Genomic DNA, 24,066 nt, shown 5'->3' with positions numbered 1-24,066 from the left:
TGTTCGTGTCAACGGTGGGGGTTTGCGGTCCGGGGAAGCACCTTCGTGTTTGCGCCCCTGCTCCGGCGGGCCGGTGCTGCCTGACATTCGCAACCACGAAGATGAATATGCTGTCTGATCTGCGACGATGGCGCTGGCGGCACGGCGAGGGGAGCGGTTATGGCGAGCGGGAACCCGCGTCGGGTGGCCGTTGTCGGTGGCGGGCCCGCGGGCCTTTTCCTGGCCCGGATGGTCGGCCTCACATCGCCGGGCACAGCGGTTGAGGTCTACGAGCGCAACGGGGCCGAGGATGTCTCCGGCTTCGGTGTGGCGCTCAGCGAACGGACCCTGACCGATATCGCGGATCACGACCCGGAGACGCACCGTCGCGTGATCGATGCGAGCGTCACTCTCACCGGGGCCGAAGTCCGTCTCCCTGGCCGAGCGATGCGCTACGACGGTTTCGCCATGGTCACCATCTCCCGGCACACGCTGCTCCGGATCCTGCGGGACGCGGCCGGGCAGGCCGGTGCCCGCCTGCACTACCGGCACGCGGTCCCGCCCGGGCCGTCCGGCCATCGCGCCGCGGGGGCCGACGTGGTCGTCATCGCGGACGGCGGGGGCTCCCGGCACCGCGCCACGAGGGCTACAGAGTTCGGCACCACAGTGCATACGGGACGGGCGCGCTACATCTGGCTCGGCACCCGCGCCCGGGCCGGCGATGTAGCGACGTTCGCGTTCGTCCCGACACCGTACGGCGTGATGGCGGCCCACATGTACCCCTACAGCGAGACCATGAGCACCGTGGTCGTGGAGACCGACGAGGCGACCTGGTGCAAGGCGGGATTCGGGGCGGGCGCGCCCATCGACGACGGGGCGCTTGCGATGCTCTCCGGGATCTTCGCCGATCATCTCGACGGTCACGCGCTGATCAGCAACAACAGCAGGTGGGACCGGTTTGCCGTGGTGAGCAACAAGCGATGGTCCGCGGGAAACGCGGTGCTGGTGGGCGACGCCGCGCACACCGCACATTTCACCATCGGATCCGGGACGAAGCTCGCGCTGCAGGACGGGCTCGCGCTCGCGAAGGCTCTCGAGGAACATGACGACACCACCACCGCGCTGGTGGCCTACGAGCAGCGGCGCCGCGGACCGGTGGCCAGGGTTCAGCAGCGGGCGTACACGAGCATGCTCTGGTGGGAGACCTTCGCCCGCCGCCTGAACCTCCCGGCCGCCCAGTACGGGCTGCACTTCATCACCAGGGCCGGCGGATTCACCTACCGTGACCTGAGAGCGCGCTGCGGGGAGCGGGTCGCAGAGGCCGAGGCAGCGTTCCACAACGCCGGATCACCCGGCGAGACGCCGGGTACGCGGGCCGTCGCGGCACCCCTCCGGCACGGTCCACTGCGGACACCCGATCGCCTCGTGCGTGTGGTGCCGGACTCGGCCGGCGCCGGGAGCGGACACGGCCTGGTGCTGCTGCGCGGGGCGGAGGCGGGTGTGCTTCGAGCGGAGCACGGCGGGGGCGTCATCCGGTTCGCCGAGCTCTTCTGCCCGCAGTCGGCCGACGTCGCCGAGGAATGGGTGGTTCAAGGCGCTGAGCTGGCCCTCCAGGGAGTGACCGGTGTGCTCCTGCGACCAGGTCCGGGCGCCCGGTCGTGGTGGCAGCGGACCCTGGAGCACGCGAGCCGGCTCCGTACCGAGACGGGCCTGGTGGTCGCGGTCTGTGTCCCCGCGGGCTGGGAGCGGGAGGCGCCGGAGATCCCCGGGCGGGAGACGTGGGCCGGGAGGATCCAGCTCGCCCTGATCACCGGACGCATCGACCTGGTCGCGCCGTGGCCCATGTCCGAGCAGGTCGCCGCGCGGGCGTGAGCACGTCGCAAGGTGCCCCCGTGACAGCGCTGATGCGACGGTGAACACCGGGCCGGTTCATAGGCATTTCTGTCCTGCCGGCGCACGACCGAAGGGGCGTGCTCGTCATGCGTTACAGGACCATCGCGGCATCGGTGCGGACGGCGGATGACGGTGCCGCAGCCGCTCGGACGGCATTCGACGTTGACCGGGTGCGGGCCGATTTCCCCATTCTGACCAGACCGATCAACGGGCACCGGATGGTGTACCTCGATTCGGCGAACACGTCCCAGATGCCGATGCAGGTGCTGGACGCGATGCGGGAGCACCAGAGCCGGCACAACGGCAATGCCGCGCGTTCCGTGCACACCCTCGGCACCGAGGCCACGACGGCCTACGAGGGAGCCCGTGCCAAGGTCGCGCGGTTCATCGGCGCTCGGTCGCCGGACGAAGTCGTGTTCGCGAAGAACTCGACAGAGGCCATCAACCTGGTCGCGCACTCGTTTCACGGTGGTCTCCCGGGCCGGCACGGCGACCGGCGGTTGTCGCTCGGCCCGGGTGACGAGATCGTGGTCTCGCAGATGGAGCACCATTCCAATCTCGTTCCCTGGCAGATGCTCTGCGAACGCACTGGCGCGACGCTACGCTGGTTCCCGCTGACGGATGAGGGGCGGCTCGACCTTTCCGGCATCGACGAGCTGATCACCGCGCGTACCAAACTGGTCTCGCTCGTGCACATGTCGAACATCCTGGGCACCGTCAACCCGACGGCGGCGATCGTCGGGCGTGCGCACGACAACGACGCCCTGGTGATGCTGGATGCGTCGCAGTCGGCGCCCCACATGCCGATCGACGTCGCCGTCCTGGGCGTCGACCTGCTGGCGTTCAGCGGGCACAAGATGTGCGGTCCGACGGGTATCGGTGTGCTCTGGGGCCGGGCGGAGCTGCTGGAGGCGATGCCGCCGTTCCTGGGCGGCGGCGCCATGATCGACGCGGTGTCGATGACGGGAGCCACGTACGCGCACCCGCCGGCCCGGTTCGAGGCGGGGACACCGCCGATCGTTCCCGCGGTGGGGCTAGGAGCGGCCGTGGACTATCTGACGGGCGTCGGCATGGCGGAGGTGCACCGCCATGACCAGCATCTGACCGCGTACGCCCTGCGAAGTCTGCAGCGGATACCGGGGCTCCGGATCTTCGGGCCAACGGCGCCGGTGGATCGCGGTCCGGCCGTCTCCTTCGCGGTCGAGGGCGTGGACACGGTGGGACTCGGCCGGATCCTCGACGCCCGCGGGATCCAGATCCGCGTCGGCCGGCACTGCGCTGCGCCCGTCTGCGCCCGGTACGGCGTGCCGGCCATGGCCCGCGCCTCTTTCTACCTCTACACCACAGACGCCGAGATCGACGCGCTGGCCGAAACCCTCGCCGAAGCGCGGCGAACCGCGGGCTGACGACGCCGTTGCAAGGTCAAGGAGCGCGATGGAACCGATGGTCCCGATCCCCGGCGGCCCGTTCGACCAGGGATCACCCGCCTGGGTGCTCGACTGGCTCGACAGTCAGGACCAGCCGCTGCCCCGGGTGTGGTTCGGCGACGAGGCCCCACAGGTCACCCGGCTCGTGCGGCCGTTCCGGATCGACCGGTGCCCGGTCACGAATGCCCAGTTCGCCGAGTTCGTCGCGGCCAGCGGTTACCGTACGGACGCCGAGGTCCGCGGTGTGGGCATGGTGTACACCGACACGGGCTGGCAGGAGCGGGACAAGGTCTGGTGGCGTGCACCGGGTGGCCCCGGCACGTCGATCACCGGTTACGAGCAGCATCCCGTCGTGCACATGTCCTTCGACGACGCCGGCGCGTACGCGCGATGGGCCGGCAAACGGCTGCCGACGGAGTCGGAGTGGGAGTACGCCGCCCGCGGCCCGGAGTTTCGGATCTGGCCCTGGGGCGACACCTGGGACCACCGTCTCGCGAACACCGCCGAGCTGCACGCCGGGCCGCTGAACTCGCTGGAGCAGTGGCAGCAGTGGTGGCATTCGAGGTACGCCAGGAACGGCCCGATGCCGTGCACCACCCCGGTCGGCGAGCTGCCGCGCCGCGGCCGGAGCTCCGCCGGATGCGCCGACATGGCGGGCAACGTCTACGAGTGGACCTCGACGTTGTCGCAGCTGTACCAGGAGGACGCCGTCTGCGACCCCACCGTCCGCCAGGCGCTCGGCCGCTACCGGGTGATCCGCGGTGGGTCCTGGATGAATTTTCGCTACCAGGTGCGGTGCAGTGAGCGCATGCACGGCGACCCGGGCGGCTGGTCAAGTTTTGCCCACGGCTTTCGATGTGCGAAAGACCTGTGACCGACCTGGAGGGTTCATGATCAAAATTGTGCTGCCGTCGGTGTGGACCGGGACCGGAACCACCGTCTTCGCCGGTGAGGAGGGGCCGCTGTACGAGGTCATCAAGCGCTTCGCGGCCGGCAATCCGCAGTTCGGCCGGCGGCTGATCGGACCGGACGGTCAGCCGTTGACCTATCTCAACCTCTGCGTCGATGACGAGATGATTCCCCGGCATCTGCGCGCCCACACCGAGGTGGAAGCGGGCTGCACGGTCACGGTCATCTCGCCGATGGCGGGTGGCTGATGCGCCAGGTCGTGACCTACCGGCACGGCCCACCCGACGTGCTCGCCGTCGTGGACACCCCGACGCCGCACGCGGGGTCAGGACAGGTCGTCGTGCAGGTGGCGGCGGCGGGCGTCAACTATCTCGACGTGTATCAGCGCTCGGGGGCGTACACGGTGCCGCTGCCCTTCCCGCTCGGCGTCGAGGGTAGCGGCGTCGTTGTGGAGGCCGGCCCGGATACGCCCGGGTTCGACGTGGGCGACCGGGTCGTGTGGATGGGTGGCCGCGGTGCGTACGCGACCCATTGCCTGGTGGCGGCGGACTCCCTGATCAAGGTGCCCACCGCGGTGGCGCTCACGGACGCCGCCGCGGTTCTGGTGCAGGGCATGACCGCCCACTTCCTCGCCACCGACGTGGTCCGCCTCGGCGTCGGGGACACGTGTCTCGTCCACGCGGCCGCAGGCGGGGTCGGTGGTCTGCTCACCCAGCTGGCCGTGCAGCGTGGCGCGACCGTCGTCGCCACGGTCTCGACCGCGGCGAAGGCGGAGGCTGCCAGGCAGGCAGGCGCGGCGCACGTCATCGACTACTCGTCCGGCGAATTCGCGCAACGGGTCATGGACGTCACCGGTGGCATCGGTGTGGATGCGGTGTACGACGGCCAGGGTGGCAGCATCGTCGAGGAAGGCCTGCGATGCCTGCGGCCGCGCGGCGCATTCGTGCTCTACGGACAGACAGCCGGACCGGTGGCGCCCCTCGACCCCCGCCTGCTGAATGCGCGAGGCTCTCTGTTCTTCACCAAACCGTCGCTGTCCCACTACGACACGACGCCGGACGCCGTGTCCCGCCGGGCCGGTGAGGTGCTGGCTTGCGTCGCCGACGGCCGGCTGACTCCGCGGGTGCACGGTCATTACCTGCTCGAAGGGGCCGCACAGGCGCACACGGCGCTCGAGACGCGCGCCACGATCGGCAAATTGCTGCTGTGCCCTCGATAACCGCGTGGGCACTCCGGGAGATGCCCGGCGTCGTCCACCGCTGCCAGGATGCAAGACAAAAGGCAGGTCAGGCGTTTCATCGAGTATGCACAGGAGCGCAAATGCCCGACGTGAAACCGCACAGATCGCCCCTCGGCGCACACGCACCCGGAGGCCGGCGATGAAGAGGCGCATCGACCACGACGTGGATGTGGTTGTCGTCGGCGCCGGTCCCGCGGGTTCGACACTGTCCGCGCTCGTGTCCATGCAGGGCCATCGCGTCCTGGTGCTGGACAAGGATCTCTTCCCGCGCGGGCAGACGTTCGAGTCGCTCGCGCCGTCGACGATGTACGGCATCTGCCGGTTCACGGGTGCCACCGCCCAGCTGGAGCGGTCCGGCCTGGCGGCGAGCCCGGGAACCAGCTTCCGGTGGGGCGGCGATCCCGATTCGTGGGCCGTGGACTACGCGGGCTCGGACCGGCTGGCCACCGGAGCCGCGCAGGCTCACCACATCGAGCGGGCACGCCTCGACCAGATCCTCGTCGACACCGCTCGTCGCCAGGGCGTCGAGTTCCGCGACGAGTGCGAAGTCGTGGATGTGCTGTCCGAGGACGGCAGGACCACTGGCCTGTCGTACGTCGCGTCCGACGGGGTGGAGCGCCGGATCACCAGCCAGTATCTGGTGGACGCCTCCGGGTCGGTGAGCCCGCTGCGCACCATCGCCGGAGCCGGCGGCCGGGACGTCCAGGATCGCGGCACCGCCCGCTACGGCTATTTCAGCGGCAGACGCGGCACCGATCGGCCGGACAACACGCTCGTGGCCGCCTTCGACCGCGGCTGGTTCTGGTGTACCCCCTTGGGCCCGACACTCACCGGCGTGGGCGTCGTGATCCGGGACCGGGCCGGCGTGGCAGCGGGGGCGCGTGACGAAGACCTGACGCGGGACCTGGCCGCACTCGTGCAGCAGTGCCCCGCCGTCGCCGAATATCTGAACGGCAGCAGCCGGATCGGCTTCGGGCCGCACGGCCGGGACCTCAGGTGGCAGGTCTCCTGCCACAGCCAGGAGTCGTTCTGGCGGCCCGGCATGGTGGTGGTGGGCGACGCGGCCTGCGCCGTGCCGCCGTTGCCCGGCATCGGAGTCCACCTGGCCACCTACGGCGCCCTGCTGGCCGCTCGTTCCATCAACACGGCGTTGCTGACCGGCGGTGACGATACCGCCGTCTTCGAGGAGTTCGACAACCGGTATCACGCTGAGCACCGCCGCATCGCCCAGCTGCTGGATGCGCTGCGGGACCACGCGGTCGATCGAGAGTCCTTGGCGGAACTCCTGGCCGGGGTCTCCTCGCGGGATCCCGTACTGCTCCAGGCTCCGGACTACATCGCGCGGCGGGATGTCCCGCGGTGGTTCACCGGCGAAGGGAGCAGGCCGGCACCGGCACTGCCCACCGCGGTCGAACCGCCGCCGGACACACCTGGCCTACGGGCCACCGATGACGGTTTCCGCTGGCGGACCATCCTTTCACGACCGTCGCCGGCGGCCGTTTCCCCTCTGCCGATAGGGTAACGATGGCAATCACACAGCAGGATCCGTCCGCCACGGCGCCAGCGCGCGCCACCGACAGGACACGACCGTCGCGTCCCTGGCTGGTTGCCGGGCTGGGCGCCGCCGCGGGTGTCCTCCTCTCCGTTCTCTGGTCGTTCGAGCTCGTCGACTCCGTCATCGGTGACACCGTGGCCAAAGGGCTGCTCGGTAGTGACGCGAAGGCCGATCAGATCACCGGCACCGCGGCCGGGCTCCTCTTCGCCTTCGTCTCGGGCCTGGCCGGAACGTTCACGGCATGCAACATCGCCATGGCCGCCTCCGTCGGCCCGCTGGCGCAGGCCGGCGGTGGCATCGCAGCCGGCAGCCGTTCACAGATCCGGGCCATGCTCCGCCCGGTCGGCCATCTCGTCGCGGGCATGGTCACCGTCTCCGCCACCTACGGATTCGCCGGCGTTCTGCTGGGCGACCGGCTGCCCCAGCTGTCGACAGAGGTCGTCGGTGGGGTGCCGGTCCGGCTGATCCAGTCCTCGGTGGTGTTCGGGGTCATCGGCCTGGCACTGATCTATATCGGCCTCGCAGCGCTCAAGGTCGTCCCCGATGTCTTCGCCGACCGGCCCGTGGCGCGCGTGATCACCCTGGGTGCCCTGATCGGCGGCTTCCTCATCGGCCGGCCGTACCCGTTGTTCAACAAACTCTTCCACTGGGCGGTCGACAACGGAAACCCGCTCTACGGGGCTGCCGCCTTCGTCCTGCAGTCCCTGGGCAACGTGCTGATCGTCCTGGTCCTCTTCGTGCTGCTCACGGCATTGTCCCGGGGGGCGTTCCTGCGCGCGATGCTGGCTACGCCGACGAGGGCGATGGTGGTGACGGGCTCACTCATGGTCGCCCTGGGCGTGTTCACGGTCGTCTACTGGGATGTCCGGCTCCCGGCGATGTTCGGGCACGGCTGGTTCCCGGTCATGTTCTACAACAACTGATGGGTGAGCGCCGGATTCTCGTCACCGGGGGAGCGGGCTTCATCGGATCGCACTACGTCCGCACACTCCTGGGCCCGGGTTCACTCACCGATGTCAGGGTCACCGTCCTCGACAAGCTCACCTATGCCGGCAACCTGACCAACTTGACGCCGGTGTCCCGCCATCCCGCATTCCGCTTCGTGCGCGGCGACATCTGCGACGGGCCACTGGTCAACGCCCTGGTCGCGACGCATGACCAGATCGTCCACTTCGCCGCGGAGTCAGACGTCGACCGGTCGATCGCCGACGGCGGCAGCTTCATCAGGACCAATGTGCTGGGCACGTACACGCTGCTGGAGGCCGTGGCGCGGCACCACGGCGACGGGGCCACGTTCGTCCACGTCTCGACCGATGAGGTGTACGGCTCCGTCGAGCAGGGCAGCTGGACCGAGACCGAGCCACTGAAGCCCAGTTCCCCGTACTCGGCGGCGAAGGCCTCGAGCGATCTGGTGGCCCTCGCCTATCACCACACCCACGGCGTCGACGTGCGTGTGACGCGGTGCTCGAACAACTACGGCCCCTACCAGCATCCTGAGAAACTCATCCCCCGGTTCATCACGAACCTGCTCGACGGCGCGGATGTGCCTCTCTACGGCGACGGACTGCACGTGCGGGACTGGCTGCACGTCGACGATCATGTGCGGGCCCTCGAACTGGTCCGGACCAAGGGCCAGGCGGGGCAGATCTACAACGTCGGCGGCGGCGTGGAGCTGACCAACCTCTCGGTCGCCGACCGGCTCCTACGGGCCTGCGGAGCGGACGCGGGTAGGGTGACCCGGGTGGGGGACCGTCGCGGGCACGACCGCCGTTACTCCGTCGACTGTTCCAAGATCAGCCGTGAGCTCGGCTACGCGCCGGAGCGCGATTTCGAATCCGGTCTGGACGAGACGGTGCTCTGGTACCGCGCCAATCGGCGATGGTGGAGCCCGCTCAAACGTCAGCTCGGACGCCCGCCGCTGTCCCGTGTCGAGAGTGAGGCCAGGGCTTCGACCCATGAGTAGGAGTCCGTCACGACGAGAGGCGAAGCCGAATGAGATTCTTACTGCTGCTGCACGAGGACACCGCCGGCGGCTCGCGAGCATGGTCGCTTCTGGACAAGTCCGATCGTGAGCGCCTCCACCGGTTCGAGGAGACGCTGACGAGGGAGTTGTTCGAGGAGGGCGAGCTCATCGACGCCCAGAGTCTCGCGCCTCCCGAACTGGCGGGATGGGCAGGTCGTCACCAACCGGCGGCGGGGACCGGCGGCGACCCGGTGGCGGCCGGTGGGTCGCAGGTGACACGGTACTGGCTGGTTGATGTGGACTCCCAGCAGCGCGCCGCGGAGATCGCGGATCTCGCGTCGAGGGTGCCCGGGCCCCAGGGCTCGCAGGTCGCCCGCTCGATCGAGATACGACAGGCATTGAACGGTCCCGTCGTCGACTTCTGACGGTACAACGCACATTCAGGCCGTGGATCCCCCGTTGCGCGGGGAGATCCACGGCCTGAATGCTCGGATGCGCCCTAACCCGGTCGCGGATCGGCGCGGTCGTGCGACGCCGCGGCGATGCTCCTGGCGGCGGTGAACGCCGCCCACGACACGATCTCGATCAGCGCGGCGTCGGACCGGCCGCTGTCCCGAAGCTCGTCCACCATCGCATCGGTGACCCGGTACGACGAAACGGCTGTCCACAATGCCAGCCTGCCGGCACTACGGTCCCGTGCGGGCAGGCCGTCCGTGGCGCTCCTGAGCTCGTCGAGCGTCACCGACGTGCCCCGGCCCGACCACGTGCTGAGTCTGTCGCCCACGAGCCGGCGCACGCTGTCCGGGACGGAACGCACGCCGGCCCGCTCGACCGCCGCGTTGGCCCGTGCGAAGGCGGCCGCGCTCGTCTCGCGACCTCCGGCCCACCGCAGGTCCGGGGGCAGCGCGGCGGCGGGGAGAAGATCGATGTCCCGGCCGGGAAGACCGGCCCGGGCGCCGAGCCGCCCCATCACCCGGGCCGCGACCCACCGCCCGAGCCGTCCGCTCCTGGGAGGCAGCGGTGACTCTCGCAGGAAGACGTTCACCATCCGGTTCAGGTACTCGAAGGTGAACACGACCGCGGTGACAGCTGCCAGCTCGCCGGCGTCCCACCGCGTGGCTGTCCCCGCGTCGCCGGCGTCGCCGTGGCGGGCCCACATCGCCGCGGCCCGCAGCTCGTGATCGGCGATGTCCGCCACCCGGTCGTCGGCGAGCGCCCGAGCGTCCGGACCGCCGAGCAGGCCCAGGACGGCGCTGCCGTGCACGTCCACGCAATACGGACAGCGGTTGTTGAAGGACACCGAGGCCGCCACCGCCTCCCGGACTGCGCGGCTCACCGGCCCCGGGACCAGCAGTGATTCGCGCAGGATCAGCCAGCTCGCCACGAGCAGCTCAGGCGCCGGTGAGTGCAGGGCCATGGGGGGCGCGAGCATGCCGAACTCCTGCTCGACGTGCTGGTACACCCGCGCGACCACCCCGTCCGCCGACCCCGGAGGTGTCGCCCGGACATGGCGGATGTGCGTCATGGTTATCCGCCGTGTGGGTCCCGCGAGCAGGCCCTGCTCACCATGGTCTCGGCTGTTGCGGGCCATCGGCGCTCACCTCCCCGTCGGCACGGCGACCTGGTGCGCCGTGCCACTCACGGGAGAGGACGCCTCGTACGTGACCGCCACCCCCCGTTCCTGCGCCGCCTGGACGAGTGCGGGAATGGCACGCTCGGCGAGCGCGGCGATCGTCAGCGCGGGGTTGACCGTCAGCGCCCCCGGAACGGCAGATCCGTCCGTGACAAAGATTCCCGGATGCCCGCGCAGCTCATGGCGGTCGTCGAGGGCCGAGGTGGCGGGGTCGTCGCCGATCCGGCAGGACGACAGCGGGTGCACGGTGTACGCGCCCACCAGCTCGTTCGACCAGGGGCGCACCTTGGCGATGCCGTCACGCTCCAGGATGTCGCGTACCTCGGCGTCCGACTCCGCCCACCCACGCAGGGTGTTGGCCGTCGGGTCGTACCCGAGGGTTCCCCGGCCGAGCATCTGCTGGGTGACCCGTTCGGCGTTGCCGGTGGCCGGTGGCGGGCCGAACACCCCCTCGTTGTCGTCCTCGGTCATCGCGAAGACCGTCAGCCAGGACTGCCAGTCCCGGAGCATCTCCTTCTTCTCGCGCCCGAACCACGCCGGCGCGGCGGCACCGGGTGCCTGGGCGAGGATCGTGCCGAGACCGGGCGGGAAGTAGAGCTGCTCCAGGGAGTAGCGGCTGTACTCCGGCAGGCTCTCGTCGAGATGGTCCCAGGTGGCGACACAGGGCCCTTTGCCGATCTGGTGTGCGCCGTAGGCATGGCCGTCACCTCGGTCCAGGCCGAGCACCTCGCGGGCACGGTTCTCGTTGATGACTGCGGTGTTCAGGCGTTCGCCGTTTCCGGAGAAGTACCGGCCGACGGCGTGCGGCATCGTGCCGAGCTCCGCCTCGGACCGCTGCAGGATCACCGGTGTCGCACCCGCCCCGGCGGCCAGGACCACGATCTTCGCCTCGATGACGGCACTCTCGTGCTGCAGGCGGTAGTCCGTGTCGTCCACCCGGTTGTAGTGCACCTGATAATTGCCCTCGGCGGTACGGGTGAGGCGTTGCACCTCGCGCAGGGGACGGATCTCGGCGCCGTTCTCCACCGCGGCGGGCAGATAGTTCAGCAACAGGGACCGTTTGGCGTCGAACCGGCAGCCCGCCATCATCCAGTTGCAGTTGGTGCACAGCTGCTTGTCGATCGCCGACGGCACGGGATTCGCCGAGCGCCCCGCGTGTCGGCAGGCAGCGGCGAAGAGGCCGCCCGCGTAGGGAACGTCGTCCCAGGTCTGCGGTGTGACGGGAAGCGCGGCGCTGACCACGTCGTACCATGGGTCGAGGGTCTCGCGGCTGATGGACGCGGGCCACATTCGCCGGCCGATGCCGCCGTGGCGTTCGAAGACGAACCGGGGAGCGCGAGGCATCGTCGCGAAGTAGACGACGCTGCCACCGCCGACGCAGTTTCCCGCCAGCACGCTCATACCGTCCCCGACGGTGAAGTCGAAGATGCGGGTGTACGACGAGCCCAGCTTGAAGTCGTGATCGAAGTCCTCGGCCCGCAGCCACGGACCGCGCTCGAGGACGACGACCCGGGCCCCGCCCGCGGCCAGGTGGTACGCGGCGATGGCACCCCCGAAACCGCTGCCCACCACCACCACGTCGGTCTTTTCGGTACTGGTCATGTCGGACTTCCCGTCTCGGTGGTCTGCGGATGCGGGTCGGCGAGCCGACGGCGGTAGGAGAAGTCCGCGAAACGCCAGAGGCCGTCGGCGTCGGGAGCCCGGAAACCGATGAGCTCGAGACCCGGATGGTGCTCGGCCAACGCGGTCGCGGTGGGGAGATGCGGGGCGCTGTCGAAGGCCATCGTGCAGAACAGCGCGGCGCCGAACCACACCTCACGCTCGGAGTGCGCGGGTCCGGTCAGTTCCTGGACCAATGCGGTGCGGTCGTCGAATGAGAGGGCGACGAGCGCCGGTACGGTGCCGTCGAGTGTGAGGCCACGTTTGCGCCCGTACGCCCCGGCATGCATGTTGAGCAGCCCCGCCATGCCCTCGAGCGCGTCGGTCAGGCCCAGCGCCGGGTCGGCGAGCACCGCCAGGGCGCCAGCCGCGACAGCTCCGCCGTCCTCGCTGACGCCGGCGATCGCGCGGTCGTCGGAGGTCCTCTTGCAGCCGGGGATGATGGTGTCGGCGAATGCCTCGAGCGTCGCGATCTGCGTCATGGTGAGCCCTGGGCCCCGGGGATCCACGCCGTCACCGGCTCGCGGAGGAAGCGAACTGACCGGGGCGGCGGCCCTCACCAGCCGGCCCGCGGTAGGCCTGGGCGACGTCGAGCCACAGGTCGGCCGCCGGGCCCGAGGCCGAGAGGCGCAGATCGTTGCGGTGCCGACGCCGCGTCACCAGCAGACACAGGTCCACGGCGTCACCGGAGACTGTGTCCGCGTCGTCGGGACCGATGGCCCAGACCTTGCCGGACGGCGCGGTCACCTCGAACCGCGGTTCCTGCGACGGCGTACGCATATTGCGGGCCTGGAACCCGAAATCCCAGGTCCGGTGGGCGAAGTTCACCAGATGCCCGACCCGGTCGGTACGCACGGGGGTGACCCCGACCGCGTCCGCGATGTCCTGGCCGTGCCCGAAGACCTCCATCATCCCCGCGCCGGCCAGCACCATGGCGGGAAGCGGCCGTACCAGCCACGGCACCATCGCGTCCGGCGGCAGCGCCGCGAGCGCCTGCACCGCCCCGTTCCATTCCACCCGCCACCGGGCCAGCAGAGCGGAGGGCTCGCTGCCGAGGTAGCGGCTCAGTGCGGCGGTGACGTCGGCGTCGAAATCGCCGCTGAGCCCGGCCGTCATGGCCTTGAACGCCGCGGGGTCGCCGGCGGCGGTCGCCGCCATGCGGAAGACCGCACACAGATGGGCGACCTGGTGCTGGACGGTCCAGCCTGGCGCCGGGGTCGGCGTCGCCCAGGCGTCGGTGCTCAGCTCACCGAGCAGCGCGTCGAGCTCGGCACAGTCCGCGGCGAGGTCGGAGGTTGGGCTTGCCGGGTTGACCATGGTGGTCCCTTCGCTTGAGGCGGCATGTGGACCCAGAGTGTCGAGTGTGGTGGCTCTCGTCCTCTTTTCCCGTGCCCTTCCCCGCCGCGCGGTGCCCAGGCGCCCACCACCGTCCGCTTATGGCACAGCAGAAGAAGCATTGCGCCGTGTCATGGCTGACGATGAATCCGCTGCCGTCCATCGCGGCTCGGCCGATCTAGCCACTGAGAAGGCGGGATGCACGCAATGTCTACGATCGTGGGATCTCTGCGGCGGCTGATGCTCGCCCCGGCCCTGGAAGACGTCGGGTTCGCCCGGCGCGGATTTCCTGTCGATCCGTCACCGGTCACCGAGATGCTCGAACGCATCCCGCAGTCGGTGGTGTGCGGCTTCGAGTGGGCCGTCGACTGCCGGAGCACCGCCGAGCTGGACGCCCGGCTGGCGTTGGTGGAGCCGTCCCTGCGGGGATTCGCCTACGAGGGCGCCACGATGGCGATGACCGTACGCGACGCGATGGGCCCCCGGGGTCACCGGGCACGTGAGCTGCTCACCGGCCCGGGAGTGGTGCACACGTTCCTGAACTACATCGGGATCGGCTTCGCGATGGCCCGCCTGCCTCGCCCGCTCTGGAAGGGCGTCGTCCCGGACCTGACCGGCACGCCGTACTACCCCACGATGAGCTGGCTGGCCGTCGACGGGTACGGCTTCGACCGCGCGTATTTCGACACCGGGCGCTGGGTCGGCGAGCAGAAACGACCGGCGCCGTACCCGTGGGAGGGCTCCCCCGACTACTTCCTGCGCGCCGTCGACCAGGGTATCGGCCGCGCCCTGTGGTTCATCCACGGCGCGAGAATCGAACCGGTTGCGACCGCGGTCGCCGCGTTCGCCGGGCTGCGGCAGGCCGATCTGTGGAGCGGTGTCGGGCTGGCGGCCACCTTCGCCGGTGGCTGTGACGCCCCGAGCCTGCAGGCGATGAGCCGCCGGGCCGGCGGGCACGCGGCGGCGCTCGCGCAGGGTTCGGTGTTCGCGGCACGGGCACGCACGTTCTCCGGCACGGTTCCCGAGCACACCCGGGTCGGCGTCCAGGCACTCGCCGGGGTGGACGTCGACGCCGCGTCGGTGCTCGCCGACGATGCCGCGGTGACCGGGCCGGCGTCGGCGGGGCTGCCGGCGTACGAGATGTGGCGGGAACGGGTCCGCACGCAGCTTGCGTCCAGCAGCACGAACTCTCTCTGATGCCGCCCGCGCCGGCCGGTGGTCCCGGGACACCGGGAGGCACCTGGCGAATACCAACGAGCAGGAGAAGCAAGTGAGCCTATTGGGAAAGCTTCGGCGTCGGGTGCTGACACCCGACATCTCCGAGACGAAGGTGGCCGTGCGTGGCTTCCATGTGAAGGACCCGGCCGCGAAGGACCTGCTGGAAACCGTCGGCAGCTCCTTCCTCGAGGGATACGCCTACGCCGCTGAGGCGTCTCGGACCGCGGACGCGCTGGCGTCGCTGGAGCGGATGCCGACCCGGTTCAAGGGATTCGCCTACGAGGGGGCGGCGATGGGATTCGCCGTCCGTGACGGCCTGCCGTTCGGCGGTGGCCAGACGAAGAAGTTCCTGGCGGGCCCCGGCGACCGTCACGTCTACATGGCCTACGTCGGGGTGGGCTGGGCGATGGCCCGGCTACCGCGGTTCCGCTGGTCAGCGATGCACGCGCCGGACCCGCTGCTGCACTGGCTGCTCATGGACGGGTACGGTTTCCACCAGGCCTATTTCCGGACCCAGCGCTACGTGCACGAGCAGTACCGGGAGACCGGGTTCCCCTACCCGGCATCGGGCTCGCACCCGTACACCGATCATGCCATCGACCAGGGGATCGGCCGGGCCCTGTGGTTCGTCGGTGGCACGGACGTGAAGTGCGTGAAACAGCTGCTCGACCGTTTCCCGGCGCACCGGCACGCCGATCTCTACAGCGGTGTGGGCCTCGCCGCGACCTACGCCGGGGGCGTGGACCGCGCCGAGCTCCGTGAACTGCGGCGGGTCTCCGGGAAGCTGTATCCCCATCTCGCTCAGGGCGCGGCGTTCGCCGCCTCGGCCCGGGAACGGGCCGGGCTCATCGTGGCGCACAACGAACTCGCCGCCGAGGTGCTGTGCGGGATGTCCGTCGTGGAGGCCGCCGCGATCTGCGATCTGTCGCGCCCCGGCGAGGACGTCCCGGGCGATGTTCCCGCCTACGAGATCTGGCGCCGGCGTATCCGGCAGGAATTCGGAGCCGAGGAATAAACATGGCTTCACTCGACACCACCACCAGCATCAGCACCGAACGTGACAAGGACAACGGAGGATCGGACCCTATGACGACCATCGCCGTTGTCGGCATGGCTTGCCGGTACCCGGACGCGTCAAGTCCCCGGGAGCTGTGGGAAAACGCGATCGCGGGCCGGCGTGCCTTCCGCAGGCTCCCGGATCAGCGGATGAACCTCACGGACTACTGGTCACCGGACCCCGCCGCCCCGGACCGGTTCTACGCCCGCAACGCGGCGGTGCTCGAGGGCTGGGAATTCGATCGGGTGTCGTACCGGGTCGCGGGCAGCACGTACCGGTCGACGGATCTCACCCATTGGCTCGCGCTGGACGTCGCCGCGGCCGCCCTGGCGGATGCCGGCTTCCCGATGGCGGCAGGGCTGCCGCACGAGCGTACGGCGGTCGTCGTGGGCAACAGCCTCACCGGCGAGTTCTCCCGGGCGAACCAGATCCGCCTGCGCTGGCCGTATGTGCGCCGCACCGTCGCCGCGGCGCTGGCCGGGCAGGGATGGGAGCAGGAGCGGCTCGCGGCGTTCCTCGACGGTCTGGAGACCGACTACAAGCGGCCCTTCCCGGCGATTGATGAGGACACCCTGGCAGGTTCGCTGTCGAACACCATCGCGGGACGCATCTGCAACTACTTCGACCTCAAGGGCGGCGGCTACACCGTCGACGGTGCGTGTTCCTCGTCCCTGCTGTCCATCACGACGGCCTGCCGAGCGCTGGATGACAAGGACGTCGACGTCGTGGTCGCCGGCGGCGTCGACCTCTCCATCGATCCGCTCGAGATCATCGGTTTCGCCAAGACGGGCGCGCTGGCCTCGGGGGAGATGAAGGTCTACGACCGCGGCTCCACCGGCTTCTGGCCCGGCGAGGGTTGCGGCATGGTGGTTCTCATGCGCGAGGCCGAGGCGCGTGCCGCGGGTCACCGGATCTACGCCACCATCGCTGGCTGGGGTATCTCCTCCGACGGCAAGGGCGGCATCACCCGGCCCGAGGTCAGCGGTTATCAACTGGCACTGCGCCGCGCTTACGAGCGGGCCGGTTTCCCGATCGGAACGGTAGCGCTGTTCGAGGGGCACGGAACGGGGACGAAGGTCGGTGACCAGACCGAGCTGACGGCATTGTCCGAGGCCCGGCGGGCCCAGGACCGCGCGGCGGCGCCGGCGGTGATCAGCTCCGTGAAGTCGATGATCGGGCACACCAAGGCCGCCGCCGGTGTCGCCGGGTTCATCAAGGCGGTGATGGCGGTGCACCGGGAGGTCCTTCCACCGGCACTGGGGTGTCCCGACCCCCACGAGCTGTTCGGCCGCGAGGACCCCGCCCTGCGGGTGCTGCGGCGTGCCGAGAACTGGCCCCAGGAGCAGCCCGTACGCGCGGGCATCACCGCCATGGGCTTCGGTGGCATCAACACGCACGTCGTTGTCGAGAACAGCCGTCCGCTGCGGGCGGCGGCGCTCGACGCGCGTACGGAGTCCCTGAGCGCGTCCATCCAGGACAGTGAGATGCTCGCCTTCGCCGGGACGACCTGGACGGAGCTCCGGAACAGCGTCGCGGACATCGCGCAGGTCGTCGGGCGGGTCTCCTACGCCCAGATGGCGGATCTCGCCGCGATGCTGCGCGAGCGGCTCCGGGATCAGCCATGTCGTGCCGCCGCGGTGGTGGTGAGCCCCGAGGACGCCGAACGCCAGCTGAACCGCATCCTGGCGGCCGTCGACGACGGGCGGACCCAGGCTGTTACCGGCGACGACCGGATCTTCCTGGGACACGTGAGCGGCCCCGCCAGGGTCGGATTCCTGTTCCCCGGTCAGGGGTCGGGCACGGGAACCAGCGGGGGAGCACTGGGCCGCCGCTTTCCCTCCGTCCGGCGGGTCTACGGCAGAGCCGGTCTTCCCACCGGCGGGGACATGGTGGCCACGGAGGTCGCCCAGCCGCGGATCGCTGCCGGGTCGGTCGCCGGGCTGCACGCCCTGGCGATCATCGGGCTGAGTGCCACGTTGGCCGTCGGGCACAGCCTCGGCGAGCTGGCAGCGCTGCGCTGGGCCGGTGTGATGGACGACGACACGCTGCTGCGGGTCGCGACGTTGCGCGGTGACGCGATGAGCCGGATGAGCGAATCCGGGACGATGGCCGGTCTGGTCGCCGGCCCGGACGCGGTAGCCACGCTCGTTGCGGACCTTCCCGTGGTGATCAGCGGGTACAACGGGCCGGCGCAGACCGTCGTCTCCGGCACGGCCGAAGCGGTGGACGAGGTCTGCCGGCGCGCCGGAGACGCGGGTATCAGAGCCACGCCCCTCGCGGTCTCCCACGCGTTCCACTCACCGCTGGTGGCGCCGGCCGCGGAGGCGTTCGCCGCTTCCCTGGACGGCGTGCACCTGGGCTCCATCGCCCGGCGCATCATCTCGACCGTCACCGGTGAGTCGGCCAACGGCAGCACGGACGTGGTCACGCTGCTGCGCCGCCAGATCACCGACCCGGTGATGTTCAACCAGGCCGTCGTGCTCGCCGCGCAGGAGGTCGATCTGTTCGTCGAGGTCGGCCCCGGACGGGTGCTGTCGCGGTTGGCGGCCGGGGCTACCGCTGTGCCGGCGGTCGCCCTCGACACCGACGACGAGACACTGGTAAGCCTCCTGAAGGTCTGCTGCGCCGCGTACGTACTGGGTGCCGCCGGAGTACCTGCGGCGCTGTTCGACGATCGACTGGTACGCCCGTTGCGGCTCGACGGCCCGCTCGCCGTGCTGACCAGTCCCTGCGAGAGCGCGCCGATGGTCGACGTGCCCGGTGGCACCGGCAACGGGGCCCGCCCGGAGCCCGCCGCCGACGCGATCCCGGGTGACACCGTTGCGCCGGCGGGCATCACGGTCGTCGAGGAGCAGACCGAGCAGACCGTCGACCTGCTGCGCCGCCTCGCCGCGGAGCGGGCGGAACTACCGGTCGACATGGTGCACGAGGACAGCATGTTGCTGGACGAGCTGCACCTGAGCTCGATCACCGTGGGGACGGTCGTCAACGAGCTCGTCAGCAGGTTCGGCATCCCGGCCAGCAGGTCACCGCTGAACTTCGCCACCGCCTCCATCCGGGAACTCGCCGACACGATCGACGACCTGCGGGCCGGGGTGGACTCCGGCGCCGTCGAGGTCGCCGACTCCGTCGCGGGCGCCGCGGGCTGGGCACGGGCCTGGTCCGTCGACCGGGATCCCACGCCGCTGCCGGCGTCCGGTGGGACCGGTGCCGACGGGACCTGGTCGTTGCATGCCCGGGACGGCGACGCGTTCGCCCGGGCACTGCGTGACGCCCTGCAGCAGGCCGGTGTCGGATCCGGTGTCCTGGTGTGCCTGCCGCCTTCCTGCACCGAAACCGACCTGGAACTCGCACTCGACGGCGCCCACGAGGTCATCAAGGACCGGGTGGCGGACCGGTTCGTCCTCGTCGACGCCGGCCGGGGAGCGGCGGGGCTCGCCAAGACGCTCCGGCTGGAGAAGCCGTCCGTACGGGTCACGATCGTGCACACCCCGCCGGAAAACGCGGCATCGCTGCGGCGGGTCGTCGACGAGGTCCGGGCGACGACCGATTTCAGCGAGGCGATGTACGACGACGACGGCGTACGTACCGTCCCGGTGCTGCGGGTCATGCCGGTGGTCCCGCAGGTGTCGCAGCAACCGCTCGACGAGACCGACGTCCTGCTCGTGACCGGTGGCGGCAAGGGAATCACTGCGGAATGCGCCCTGGCCATCGCCGTCGACACCGGTGTGCGACTGGCGATCGTGGGCCGCTCCGACCCGCGGGCGGACGCCGAGCTGGCCGAGAACCTCGAACGCATGGCCCAGATGGGCGTGAAGGTCGACTACGCCCGCGCCGACGTCACGGATCCGGACGAGATCGGCCGCGCCGTCCGGGACCTCACAACCGCTCTGGGCACCGTGACAGCGGTGCTGCACGGCGCCGGCAGCAACGATCCGGCCGCCCTGCCGAACGTCGACATGGCCGCCGTGCGCCGCGCCTGCGCACCGAAGGTCCAGGGCCTGAGCGCCGTACTGGCCGCGGTTGATCCGCAGCGGATACGCCTGCTTGTCACGCTCGGCAGCATCATCGGGCGCACCGGGCTGCGGGGGGAGGCGCACTACGCCGTCGCGAACGACTGGATGGCCGAGCTGACCCGCGAGTACGGGCAGCGCAACCCCCACTGCCGCAGCATCTGCCTGGAATGGTCGGTCTGGTCGGGCGTCGGTATGGGCGAGCGCTTGTCGGTGATCGAGAACCTGACGCGGGAGGGGATCACCCCGATCACGCCCGACCAAGGGGTGGAGGTCCTGCGCCGGCTGCTGGCCGACCCGCAGAGCCCGCCGGTCGTGGTGATCAGCGGACGCACCTCGGGCATCGACACCATCCGGTACGACACCCCCGAGCTGCCCCTGCTCCGTTTCGTGCAGCGGCCGCTGGTCCACTACGCCGGTGTCGAGCTGATCACGGAGGTGGACCTCAGCGCCGGTACGGATCTGTACCTCGCCGACCACCGGCTCGACGACAGCCTGCTGTTCCCCGCGGTGTTCGGCATGGAGGCGATGGCCCAGGTCGGCTCGGCGGCACTCGGCGCCGGCTACGCGCCGATGGTCGAGCGGGCGGAATTTCTGCGGCCGATCGTCGTTCCGGTCGACGGCACCACCCGGATCAGGATCGCGGCGGTGGTGACCGGGCCCGGCACCGTGGAGGTGGTCATCCGCAGCGCCGAGACCGCGTTCGGCGCCGACCACTTCCAGGCTCTGCTGCGCTTCGGCGACCACCCGGTGCCGCAGGGCCCGCCCGTCCAGGCACCGGCCGGGACGCCGGTGGTCGACCTGCATCCCGCCACCGACCTCTACAGCGACGTGCTGTTCCAGGGCGGCCGCTTCCAGCGGTTGCGCCGCTACCACCGGGCGACGGCCCGGGAGGTCGACGCCGTCGTGCAGGCGAGCCCGGTCACGTGGTTCGCCGGGTACCTTCCCGGCCGGCTTCTGCTCGGCGACCCCGGCGTGCGGGACGCTCTTATGCACGGCAACCAGGTCTGCGTACCGCACGCCACCCTGCTCCCCTCGCGGATCGAGCGGATCTTCCCCGCGGGCGAGGCGCTGTCCGGCGACGGCGAGTTCCGCTACAGCGCTGTCGAACGACTGCACGACGGCGATACGTACGTGTATGACATCGCTCTGCGCGACGCAGCCGGCGAGGTGGTGGAACGGTGGGAGGGCCTCACCCTGCGCGCCGTTCGCAAGGGTGACGGAGCGGGGCCGTGGGCTCCCGCCCTGCTGGGTACGTTCCTGGAGCGCTCGCTCGACGAGATGGCCGGGACCGGCACCGCAGTCGCCCTCGAACCCGACGGCGGCCGGGACCCGGAGCCGGGCGGGGATCTCGTGGCAGCACGGCGGGCACGCTCTGCCGTCGCCGTGAGCCGGGTGACCGGTGAGCCGACCGTGCTGCGACATCGTCCGGACGGTCGTCCCGAGGTGGACGGTGACCGCCACGTGTCCCTCTCGCACGGCGCCGGGATGACGTTGTGCACGATCGCCCCCGGCCTGACCGCCTGCGACATGGAGACGGTGGAGGCGCGACCGCTGTCCGAGTGGCAGGGGCTGATCGGCCGGCACGCGGAGCTCCTGCCACTGCTCGGCGGGGACGCGGATCCGCGCGTCGCGGCGACCCGGGTCTGGGTGGCATTGGAATGCCTGCAGAAGGCCGGCAGGACGGTGGCGGCCCCGCTGACCGTGCGTACCGGTGAACGCGCCGGATGGCTGGTCTTCGCCTCGGGGATCCTGCGGATCTTCACGTTCGCCACGGCCGTCAAGGGTTGCGCCGGCCCGGTCGTCATCGGGATCCTGACAGAAGGGCGTCGAGCGGAATGAAACCGTATTTCGAACATCGTCACGTGGTCGGCTTCGAGGAGACCAATCTCGTCGGAAACGTCTATTACGTCAATTATCTGCGCTGGCAGGGCCGCTGCCGGGAGATGTTCCTGCGGGAGCGGGCCCCCGAGATCCTCGACGATCTCCAGCGGGATCTGAAGCTGTTCACGCTGCGTGTCGACTGCGAGTTCTTCAGCGAACTGGCCCTGTTCGACGAGCTGTCCATCCGGATGCGGCTCGTCGACCTGGCGCAGACGCAGGTCGAGTTCGGATTCGACTACGTACGGCTGGACGGGACCGGTGGCGAGACGCTCGTCGCCAGAGGGATGCAGCGCATCGCGTGCATGCGGGGCCCCAATACCCGCACGGAGCCCAGCCGGGTGCCGGATGCTCTCGTCCGGGCGCTCCAGCCGTTCGCCGTACGCGTGGGGGCATGATGGAACGCCGTTACGAGGCGGATGCCGGGCCCGACCTGCTGTCCAACGTCGACGATGCTCGGGCCCTTCGTCACGCGTTCGCCACCTTCGCGACCGGTGTCACGGTCGTGACCGTCGGCGGGGACAACCCGCACGGGATGACGGCGAACTCGTTCACCACGGTGTCGCTCGATCCGCCCCTCGCCCTGATCTGCGTCGGGCGCAACACCATCATGCACACCTGCCTGCTCGATGCCCCGGCGTTCGGCGTATCCGTGCTCGCCGCGGAGCATGCCCCGGTGGCCAGGTACTTCTCGGACGCCGATCGGCCGATGGGCGCAGAGCAGTTTCAGGCGGTCGAATGGCTCCCGGGCCCCAGGACGGGGGTGCCCCTCATCGCGGGTGCCCTGGCATGGTTCGAGTGCGTGCCCTGGCAGCAGTACGACGGCGGCGACCACACGATCTTCGTCAGCCGCCTGGTGACCGCCGAGCGCCGGTTCGAGACCGACGGGCTGCTCTTCCATTTCGGCGCGCTGGCCCGCTCCGACCAGCCCAGGAGGACGCTGCCATGACAACGACCAGCCGGCCGCGGGCTGACCTGCCCGGGCCGCCACGCAGTTCGGCGATGCGCATGCTCGCGGTCATGTCCCGCGACCGGCTCGCCATGATGACGGACGCGGCGGCCCGTTACGGTGACGCCTCCCGGCTGCCGGTAGCGCACAAGACCCTGTACTTCTTCAACCGCCCCGACTACGCGAAACACGTCCTCACCGACAACGCCGCCAACTACACCAAGGGCATCGGGCTCGTCCACGCCCGCCGGGCACTCGGTGACGGCCTGCTGACCAGCGACGGTGACCTGTGGCGCAAGCAACGCAAGGTGGTGCAGCCGTCTTTCCAGGCCAAACGACTCTCCCGGCATGCCGACGCGGTGGTCCAGGAGGGCCGGCGCCTCGTCGAGCGGCTGCATGGGCATCGCGGTGACGCTCCGGTCGACATGGTCGCCGAGCTGACGGGCCTGACCCTCGGTGTGCTCGGCCGCACCCTGCTGGACTCCGACCTTTCCGGATTCGACTCGCTCGGGGAGTCGTTCGGTGCGGTCCAGGACCAGGCGATGTTCGAACTGGCGACGCTCAGTGCCGTACCCATGTGGGTGCCGCTGGCGCACCAGCGACGGTTCCGCCGTGCCCGGCGGCATCTGCAGCAGGTGGTGGACGAGCTCGTGCGCCGGCGTGGTGCTGACGTCGTGGATCGTGACGACGTGCTGTCGCGCCTGATCGTCTCCGCCCGTCAGGAGAAGGATCCGGCCGCGGAGCGTACGCGGCTGCGCGACGAGCTGGTGACCCTGCTGCTGGCGGGTCACGAGACGACGGCGAGCACGCTCGGATGGACTCTGTCGCTGATCGACGGGCATCCCGACGTGGCCGCCCGGCTCCGGGAGGAGGCCATCGGGGCGCTGGGCGGGGAGCTGCCCGTGTACGAGGATCTGCATCGCCTGCCCTACACGACCATGGTTGTCGAGGAGGCGATGCGGCTCTTCCCCCCGGTCTGGTTGCTGCCCCGGCGTGCGACGGCGGGCGACGAGGTGGGGGGTTACCTCGTACCCGCCGGTGCTGACGTGCTGATCTGCCCCTACACGATGCACCGGCATCCGGGGCTGTGGGACAACCCGGACAGCTTCGACCCGGAGAGATTCACGCCGGAACGGCAGCGGGGGCGTGCGCGGTACGCGTACATCCCGTTCGGTGCCGGGCCGAGGGTGTGCGTGGGGAGCAACCTCGGGATGATGGAGGCGGTGTTCATCGTGGCGATGCTGGCGCGCGAGTTCCGGTTGAGCCTGCCCGTCGGCCATCGGGTGACGCCGGAGCCGATGCTGTCCCTCCGGATCCGCGGAGGTCTGCCGATGTCGGTCCGCGCCTGGTGACCC

At 70.3% G+C, this 24,066-nt stretch carries 18 protein-coding genes and 1 pseudogene; 15 read left to right on the top strand and 4 right to left on the bottom strand.

Annotated features, from left to right (window positions below):
- Positions 1-159: 159 nt before the first annotated feature.
- The 9 genes and pseudogenes from Aco04nite_RS40945 (at position 160) to Aco04nite_RS40905 (ending at position 9,391) form a co-directional block, all read left to right on the top strand.
- Positions 160-1,851: an FAD-dependent monooxygenase gene (locus tag Aco04nite_RS40945; protein ID WP_213002563.1), complete on the top strand. Its 1,692-nt coding sequence runs from the start codon at positions 160-162 to the stop codon at positions 1,849-1,851.
- 107 nt (positions 1,852-1,958) lie between these two features.
- Positions 1,959-3,278 carry a cysteine desulfurase gene (locus tag Aco04nite_RS40940; protein ID WP_213002562.1) on the top strand — a complete coding sequence of 440 codons (1,320 nt, stop codon included), beginning with the start codon at positions 1,959-1,961 and terminating at the stop codon, positions 3,276-3,278.
- 10 nt (positions 3,279-3,288) lie between these two features.
- Positions 3,289-4,173: pseudogene (locus tag Aco04nite_RS40935) on the top strand (formylglycine-generating enzyme family protein); the annotation flags it as partial.
- A gap of 16 nt (positions 4,174-4,189) precedes the next feature.
- Entirely contained in the window at positions 4,190-4,456 is a 267-nt protein-coding gene (locus Aco04nite_RS40930; RefSeq protein ID WP_244876664.1) for a MoaD/ThiS family protein, read from the top strand.
- The gene (locus Aco04nite_RS40925) at positions 4,456-5,427 is read left to right on the top strand and encodes a quinone oxidoreductase family protein (protein WP_213002560.1); all 972 of its coding nucleotides are present in this window, start codon (positions 4,456-4,458) and stop codon (positions 5,425-5,427) included. Before Aco04nite_RS40930 ends, Aco04nite_RS40925 begins: the two co-directional genes overlap by 1 nt.
- A 160-nt stretch (positions 5,428-5,587) precedes the next feature.
- Positions 5,588-6,970 (top strand): NAD(P)/FAD-dependent oxidoreductase, encoded by a 1,383-nt coding sequence (locus Aco04nite_RS40920; protein ID WP_213002559.1) that lies wholly within the window; start codon positions 5,588-5,590, stop codon positions 6,968-6,970.
- A gap of 2 nt (positions 6,971-6,972) precedes the next feature.
- On the top strand, positions 6,973-7,926 hold the full coding sequence (locus Aco04nite_RS40915) for a hypothetical protein (RefSeq protein ID WP_213002558.1): 954 nt from the start codon (positions 6,973-6,975) through the stop codon (positions 7,924-7,926).
- Positions 7,926-8,966, top strand: a complete 1,041-nt coding sequence (gene rfbB, locus Aco04nite_RS40910) for a dTDP-glucose 4,6-dehydratase (RefSeq protein ID WP_213002557.1) — start codon at positions 7,926-7,928, stop codon at positions 8,964-8,966. The genes Aco04nite_RS40915 and rfbB overlap by 1 nt, the downstream gene beginning before the upstream one ends.
- A gap of 29 nt (positions 8,967-8,995) precedes the next feature.
- Entirely contained in the window at positions 8,996-9,391 is a 396-nt protein-coding gene (locus tag Aco04nite_RS40905; protein ID WP_213002556.1) for a YciI family protein, read from the top strand.
- Positions 9,392-9,465: 74 nt separating this feature from the next.
- Here the strand turns inward: Aco04nite_RS40905 and Aco04nite_RS40900 are convergent, their stop codons facing one another.
- From Aco04nite_RS40900 to Aco04nite_RS40885, 4 genes are all read right to left on the bottom strand, one after another.
- Positions 9,466-10,491: a carboxymuconolactone decarboxylase family protein gene (locus Aco04nite_RS40900; protein ID WP_213002555.1), complete on the bottom strand. Its 1,026-nt coding sequence runs from the start codon at positions 10,489-10,491 to the stop codon at positions 9,466-9,468.
- 72 nt (positions 10,492-10,563) lie between these two features.
- Positions 10,564-12,201: an FAD-dependent oxidoreductase gene (locus tag Aco04nite_RS40895; RefSeq protein WP_213002554.1), complete on the bottom strand. Its 1,638-nt coding sequence runs from the start codon at positions 12,199-12,201 to the stop codon at positions 10,564-10,566.
- Positions 12,198-12,740, bottom strand: a complete 543-nt coding sequence (locus tag Aco04nite_RS40890) for a DUF5987 family protein (RefSeq protein WP_213002553.1) — start codon at positions 12,738-12,740, stop codon at positions 12,198-12,200. The genes Aco04nite_RS40895 and Aco04nite_RS40890 overlap by 4 nt, the downstream gene beginning before the upstream one ends.
- 31 nt (positions 12,741-12,771) lie before the next feature.
- Entirely contained in the window at positions 12,772-13,575 is an 804-nt protein-coding gene (locus tag Aco04nite_RS40885) for a TIGR03084 family metal-binding protein (protein ID WP_213002552.1), read from the bottom strand.
- A gap of 225 nt (positions 13,576-13,800) precedes the next feature.
- Between Aco04nite_RS40885 and Aco04nite_RS40880 the strand changes: the two genes are divergently transcribed.
- The 6 genes from Aco04nite_RS40880 (at position 13,801) to Aco04nite_RS40855 (ending at position 24,063) form a co-directional block, all read left to right on the top strand.
- Positions 13,801-14,790, top strand: coding sequence for a DUF1702 family protein (locus tag Aco04nite_RS40880; RefSeq protein ID WP_213002551.1), 990 nt, complete (start codon positions 13,801-13,803; stop codon positions 14,788-14,790).
- Between the two features lie 73 nt (positions 14,791-14,863).
- Positions 14,864-15,826 carry a DUF1702 family protein gene (locus tag Aco04nite_RS40875; RefSeq protein WP_213002550.1) on the top strand — a complete coding sequence of 321 codons (963 nt, stop codon included), beginning with the start codon at positions 14,864-14,866 and terminating at the stop codon, positions 15,824-15,826.
- A 71-nt stretch (positions 15,827-15,897) separates the two neighbouring features.
- A complete protein-coding gene (locus Aco04nite_RS40870; RefSeq protein ID WP_213002573.1) occupies positions 15,898-21,723 on the top strand; it encodes a type I polyketide synthase in 5,826 nt (1,941 codons plus the stop codon).
- Positions 21,720-22,160 (top strand): acyl-CoA thioesterase, encoded by a 441-nt coding sequence (locus tag Aco04nite_RS40865; protein ID WP_213002549.1) that lies wholly within the window; start codon positions 21,720-21,722, stop codon positions 22,158-22,160. Before Aco04nite_RS40870 ends, Aco04nite_RS40865 begins: the two co-directional genes overlap by 4 nt.
- Entirely contained in the window at positions 22,160-22,711 is a 552-nt protein-coding gene (locus Aco04nite_RS40860; RefSeq protein ID WP_438874987.1) for a flavin reductase family protein, read from the top strand. Before Aco04nite_RS40865 ends, Aco04nite_RS40860 begins: the two co-directional genes overlap by 1 nt.
- Entirely contained in the window at positions 22,708-24,063 is a 1,356-nt protein-coding gene (locus tag Aco04nite_RS40855) for a cytochrome P450 (protein WP_213002547.1), read from the top strand. The genes Aco04nite_RS40860 and Aco04nite_RS40855 overlap by 4 nt, the downstream gene beginning before the upstream one ends.
- Positions 24,064-24,066: the final 3 nt, after the last annotated feature.

Source organism: Winogradskya consettensis (genome assembly GCF_018332715.1).
GTDB classification, from domain to species: Bacteria; Actinomycetota; Actinomycetes; order Mycobacteriales; family Micromonosporaceae; genus Actinoplanes; species Actinoplanes consettensis.
This window is presented reverse-complemented; position numbering and strand designations above follow the sequence as displayed.

Bases quoted from the DNA above. Each gene is read 5' to 3' on its own strand.
- Aco04nite_RS40890 (WP_213002553.1), bottom strand. From the start codon at position 12,740: ATGACGCAGATCGCGACGCTCGAGGCATTCGCCGACACCATCATCCCC.
- Aco04nite_RS40895 (WP_213002554.1), bottom strand. From the start codon at position 12,201: ATGACCAGTACCGAAAAGACCGACGTGGTGGTGGTGGGCAGCGGTTTC.
- Aco04nite_RS40915 (WP_213002558.1), top strand. From the start codon at position 6,973: ATGGCAATCACACAGCAGGATCCGTCCGCCACGGCGCCAGCGCGCGCC.
- Aco04nite_RS40905 (WP_213002556.1), top strand. From the start codon at position 8,996: ATGAGATTCTTACTGCTGCTGCACGAGGACACCGCCGGCGGCTCGCGA.
- Aco04nite_RS40880 (WP_213002551.1), top strand. From the start codon at position 13,801: ATGTCTACGATCGTGGGATCTCTGCGGCGGCTGATGCTCGCCCCGGCC.
- Aco04nite_RS40945 (WP_213002563.1), top strand. From the start codon at position 160: ATGGCGAGCGGGAACCCGCGTCGGGTGGCCGTTGTCGGTGGCGGGCCC.
- Aco04nite_RS40855 (WP_213002547.1), top strand. From the start codon at position 22,708: ATGACAACGACCAGCCGGCCGCGGGCTGACCTGCCCGGGCCGCCACGC.
- Aco04nite_RS40900 (WP_213002555.1), bottom strand. From the start codon at position 10,491: ATGACGCACATCCGCCATGTCCGGGCGACACCTCCGGGGTCGGCGGAC.
- rfbB (WP_213002557.1), top strand. From the start codon at position 7,926: ATGGGTGAGCGCCGGATTCTCGTCACCGGGGGAGCGGGCTTCATCGGA.
- Aco04nite_RS40865 (WP_213002549.1), top strand. From the start codon at position 21,720: ATGAAACCGTATTTCGAACATCGTCACGTGGTCGGCTTCGAGGAGACC.
- Aco04nite_RS40920 (WP_213002559.1), top strand. From the start codon at position 5,588: ATGAAGAGGCGCATCGACCACGACGTGGATGTGGTTGTCGTCGGCGCC.
- Aco04nite_RS40930 (WP_244876664.1), top strand. From the start codon at position 4,190: ATGATCAAAATTGTGCTGCCGTCGGTGTGGACCGGGACCGGAACCACC.
- Aco04nite_RS40925 (WP_213002560.1), top strand. From the start codon at position 4,456: ATGCGCCAGGTCGTGACCTACCGGCACGGCCCACCCGACGTGCTCGCC.
- Aco04nite_RS40885 (WP_213002552.1), bottom strand. From the start codon at position 13,575: ATGGTCAACCCGGCAAGCCCAACCTCCGACCTCGCCGCGGACTGTGCC.
- Aco04nite_RS40940 (WP_213002562.1), top strand. From the start codon at position 1,959: ATGCGTTACAGGACCATCGCGGCATCGGTGCGGACGGCGGATGACGGT.
- Aco04nite_RS40870 (WP_213002573.1), top strand. From the start codon at position 15,898: ATGACGACCATCGCCGTTGTCGGCATGGCTTGCCGGTACCCGGACGCG.
- Aco04nite_RS40860 (WP_438874987.1), top strand. From the start codon at position 22,160: ATGGAACGCCGTTACGAGGCGGATGCCGGGCCCGACCTGCTGTCCAAC.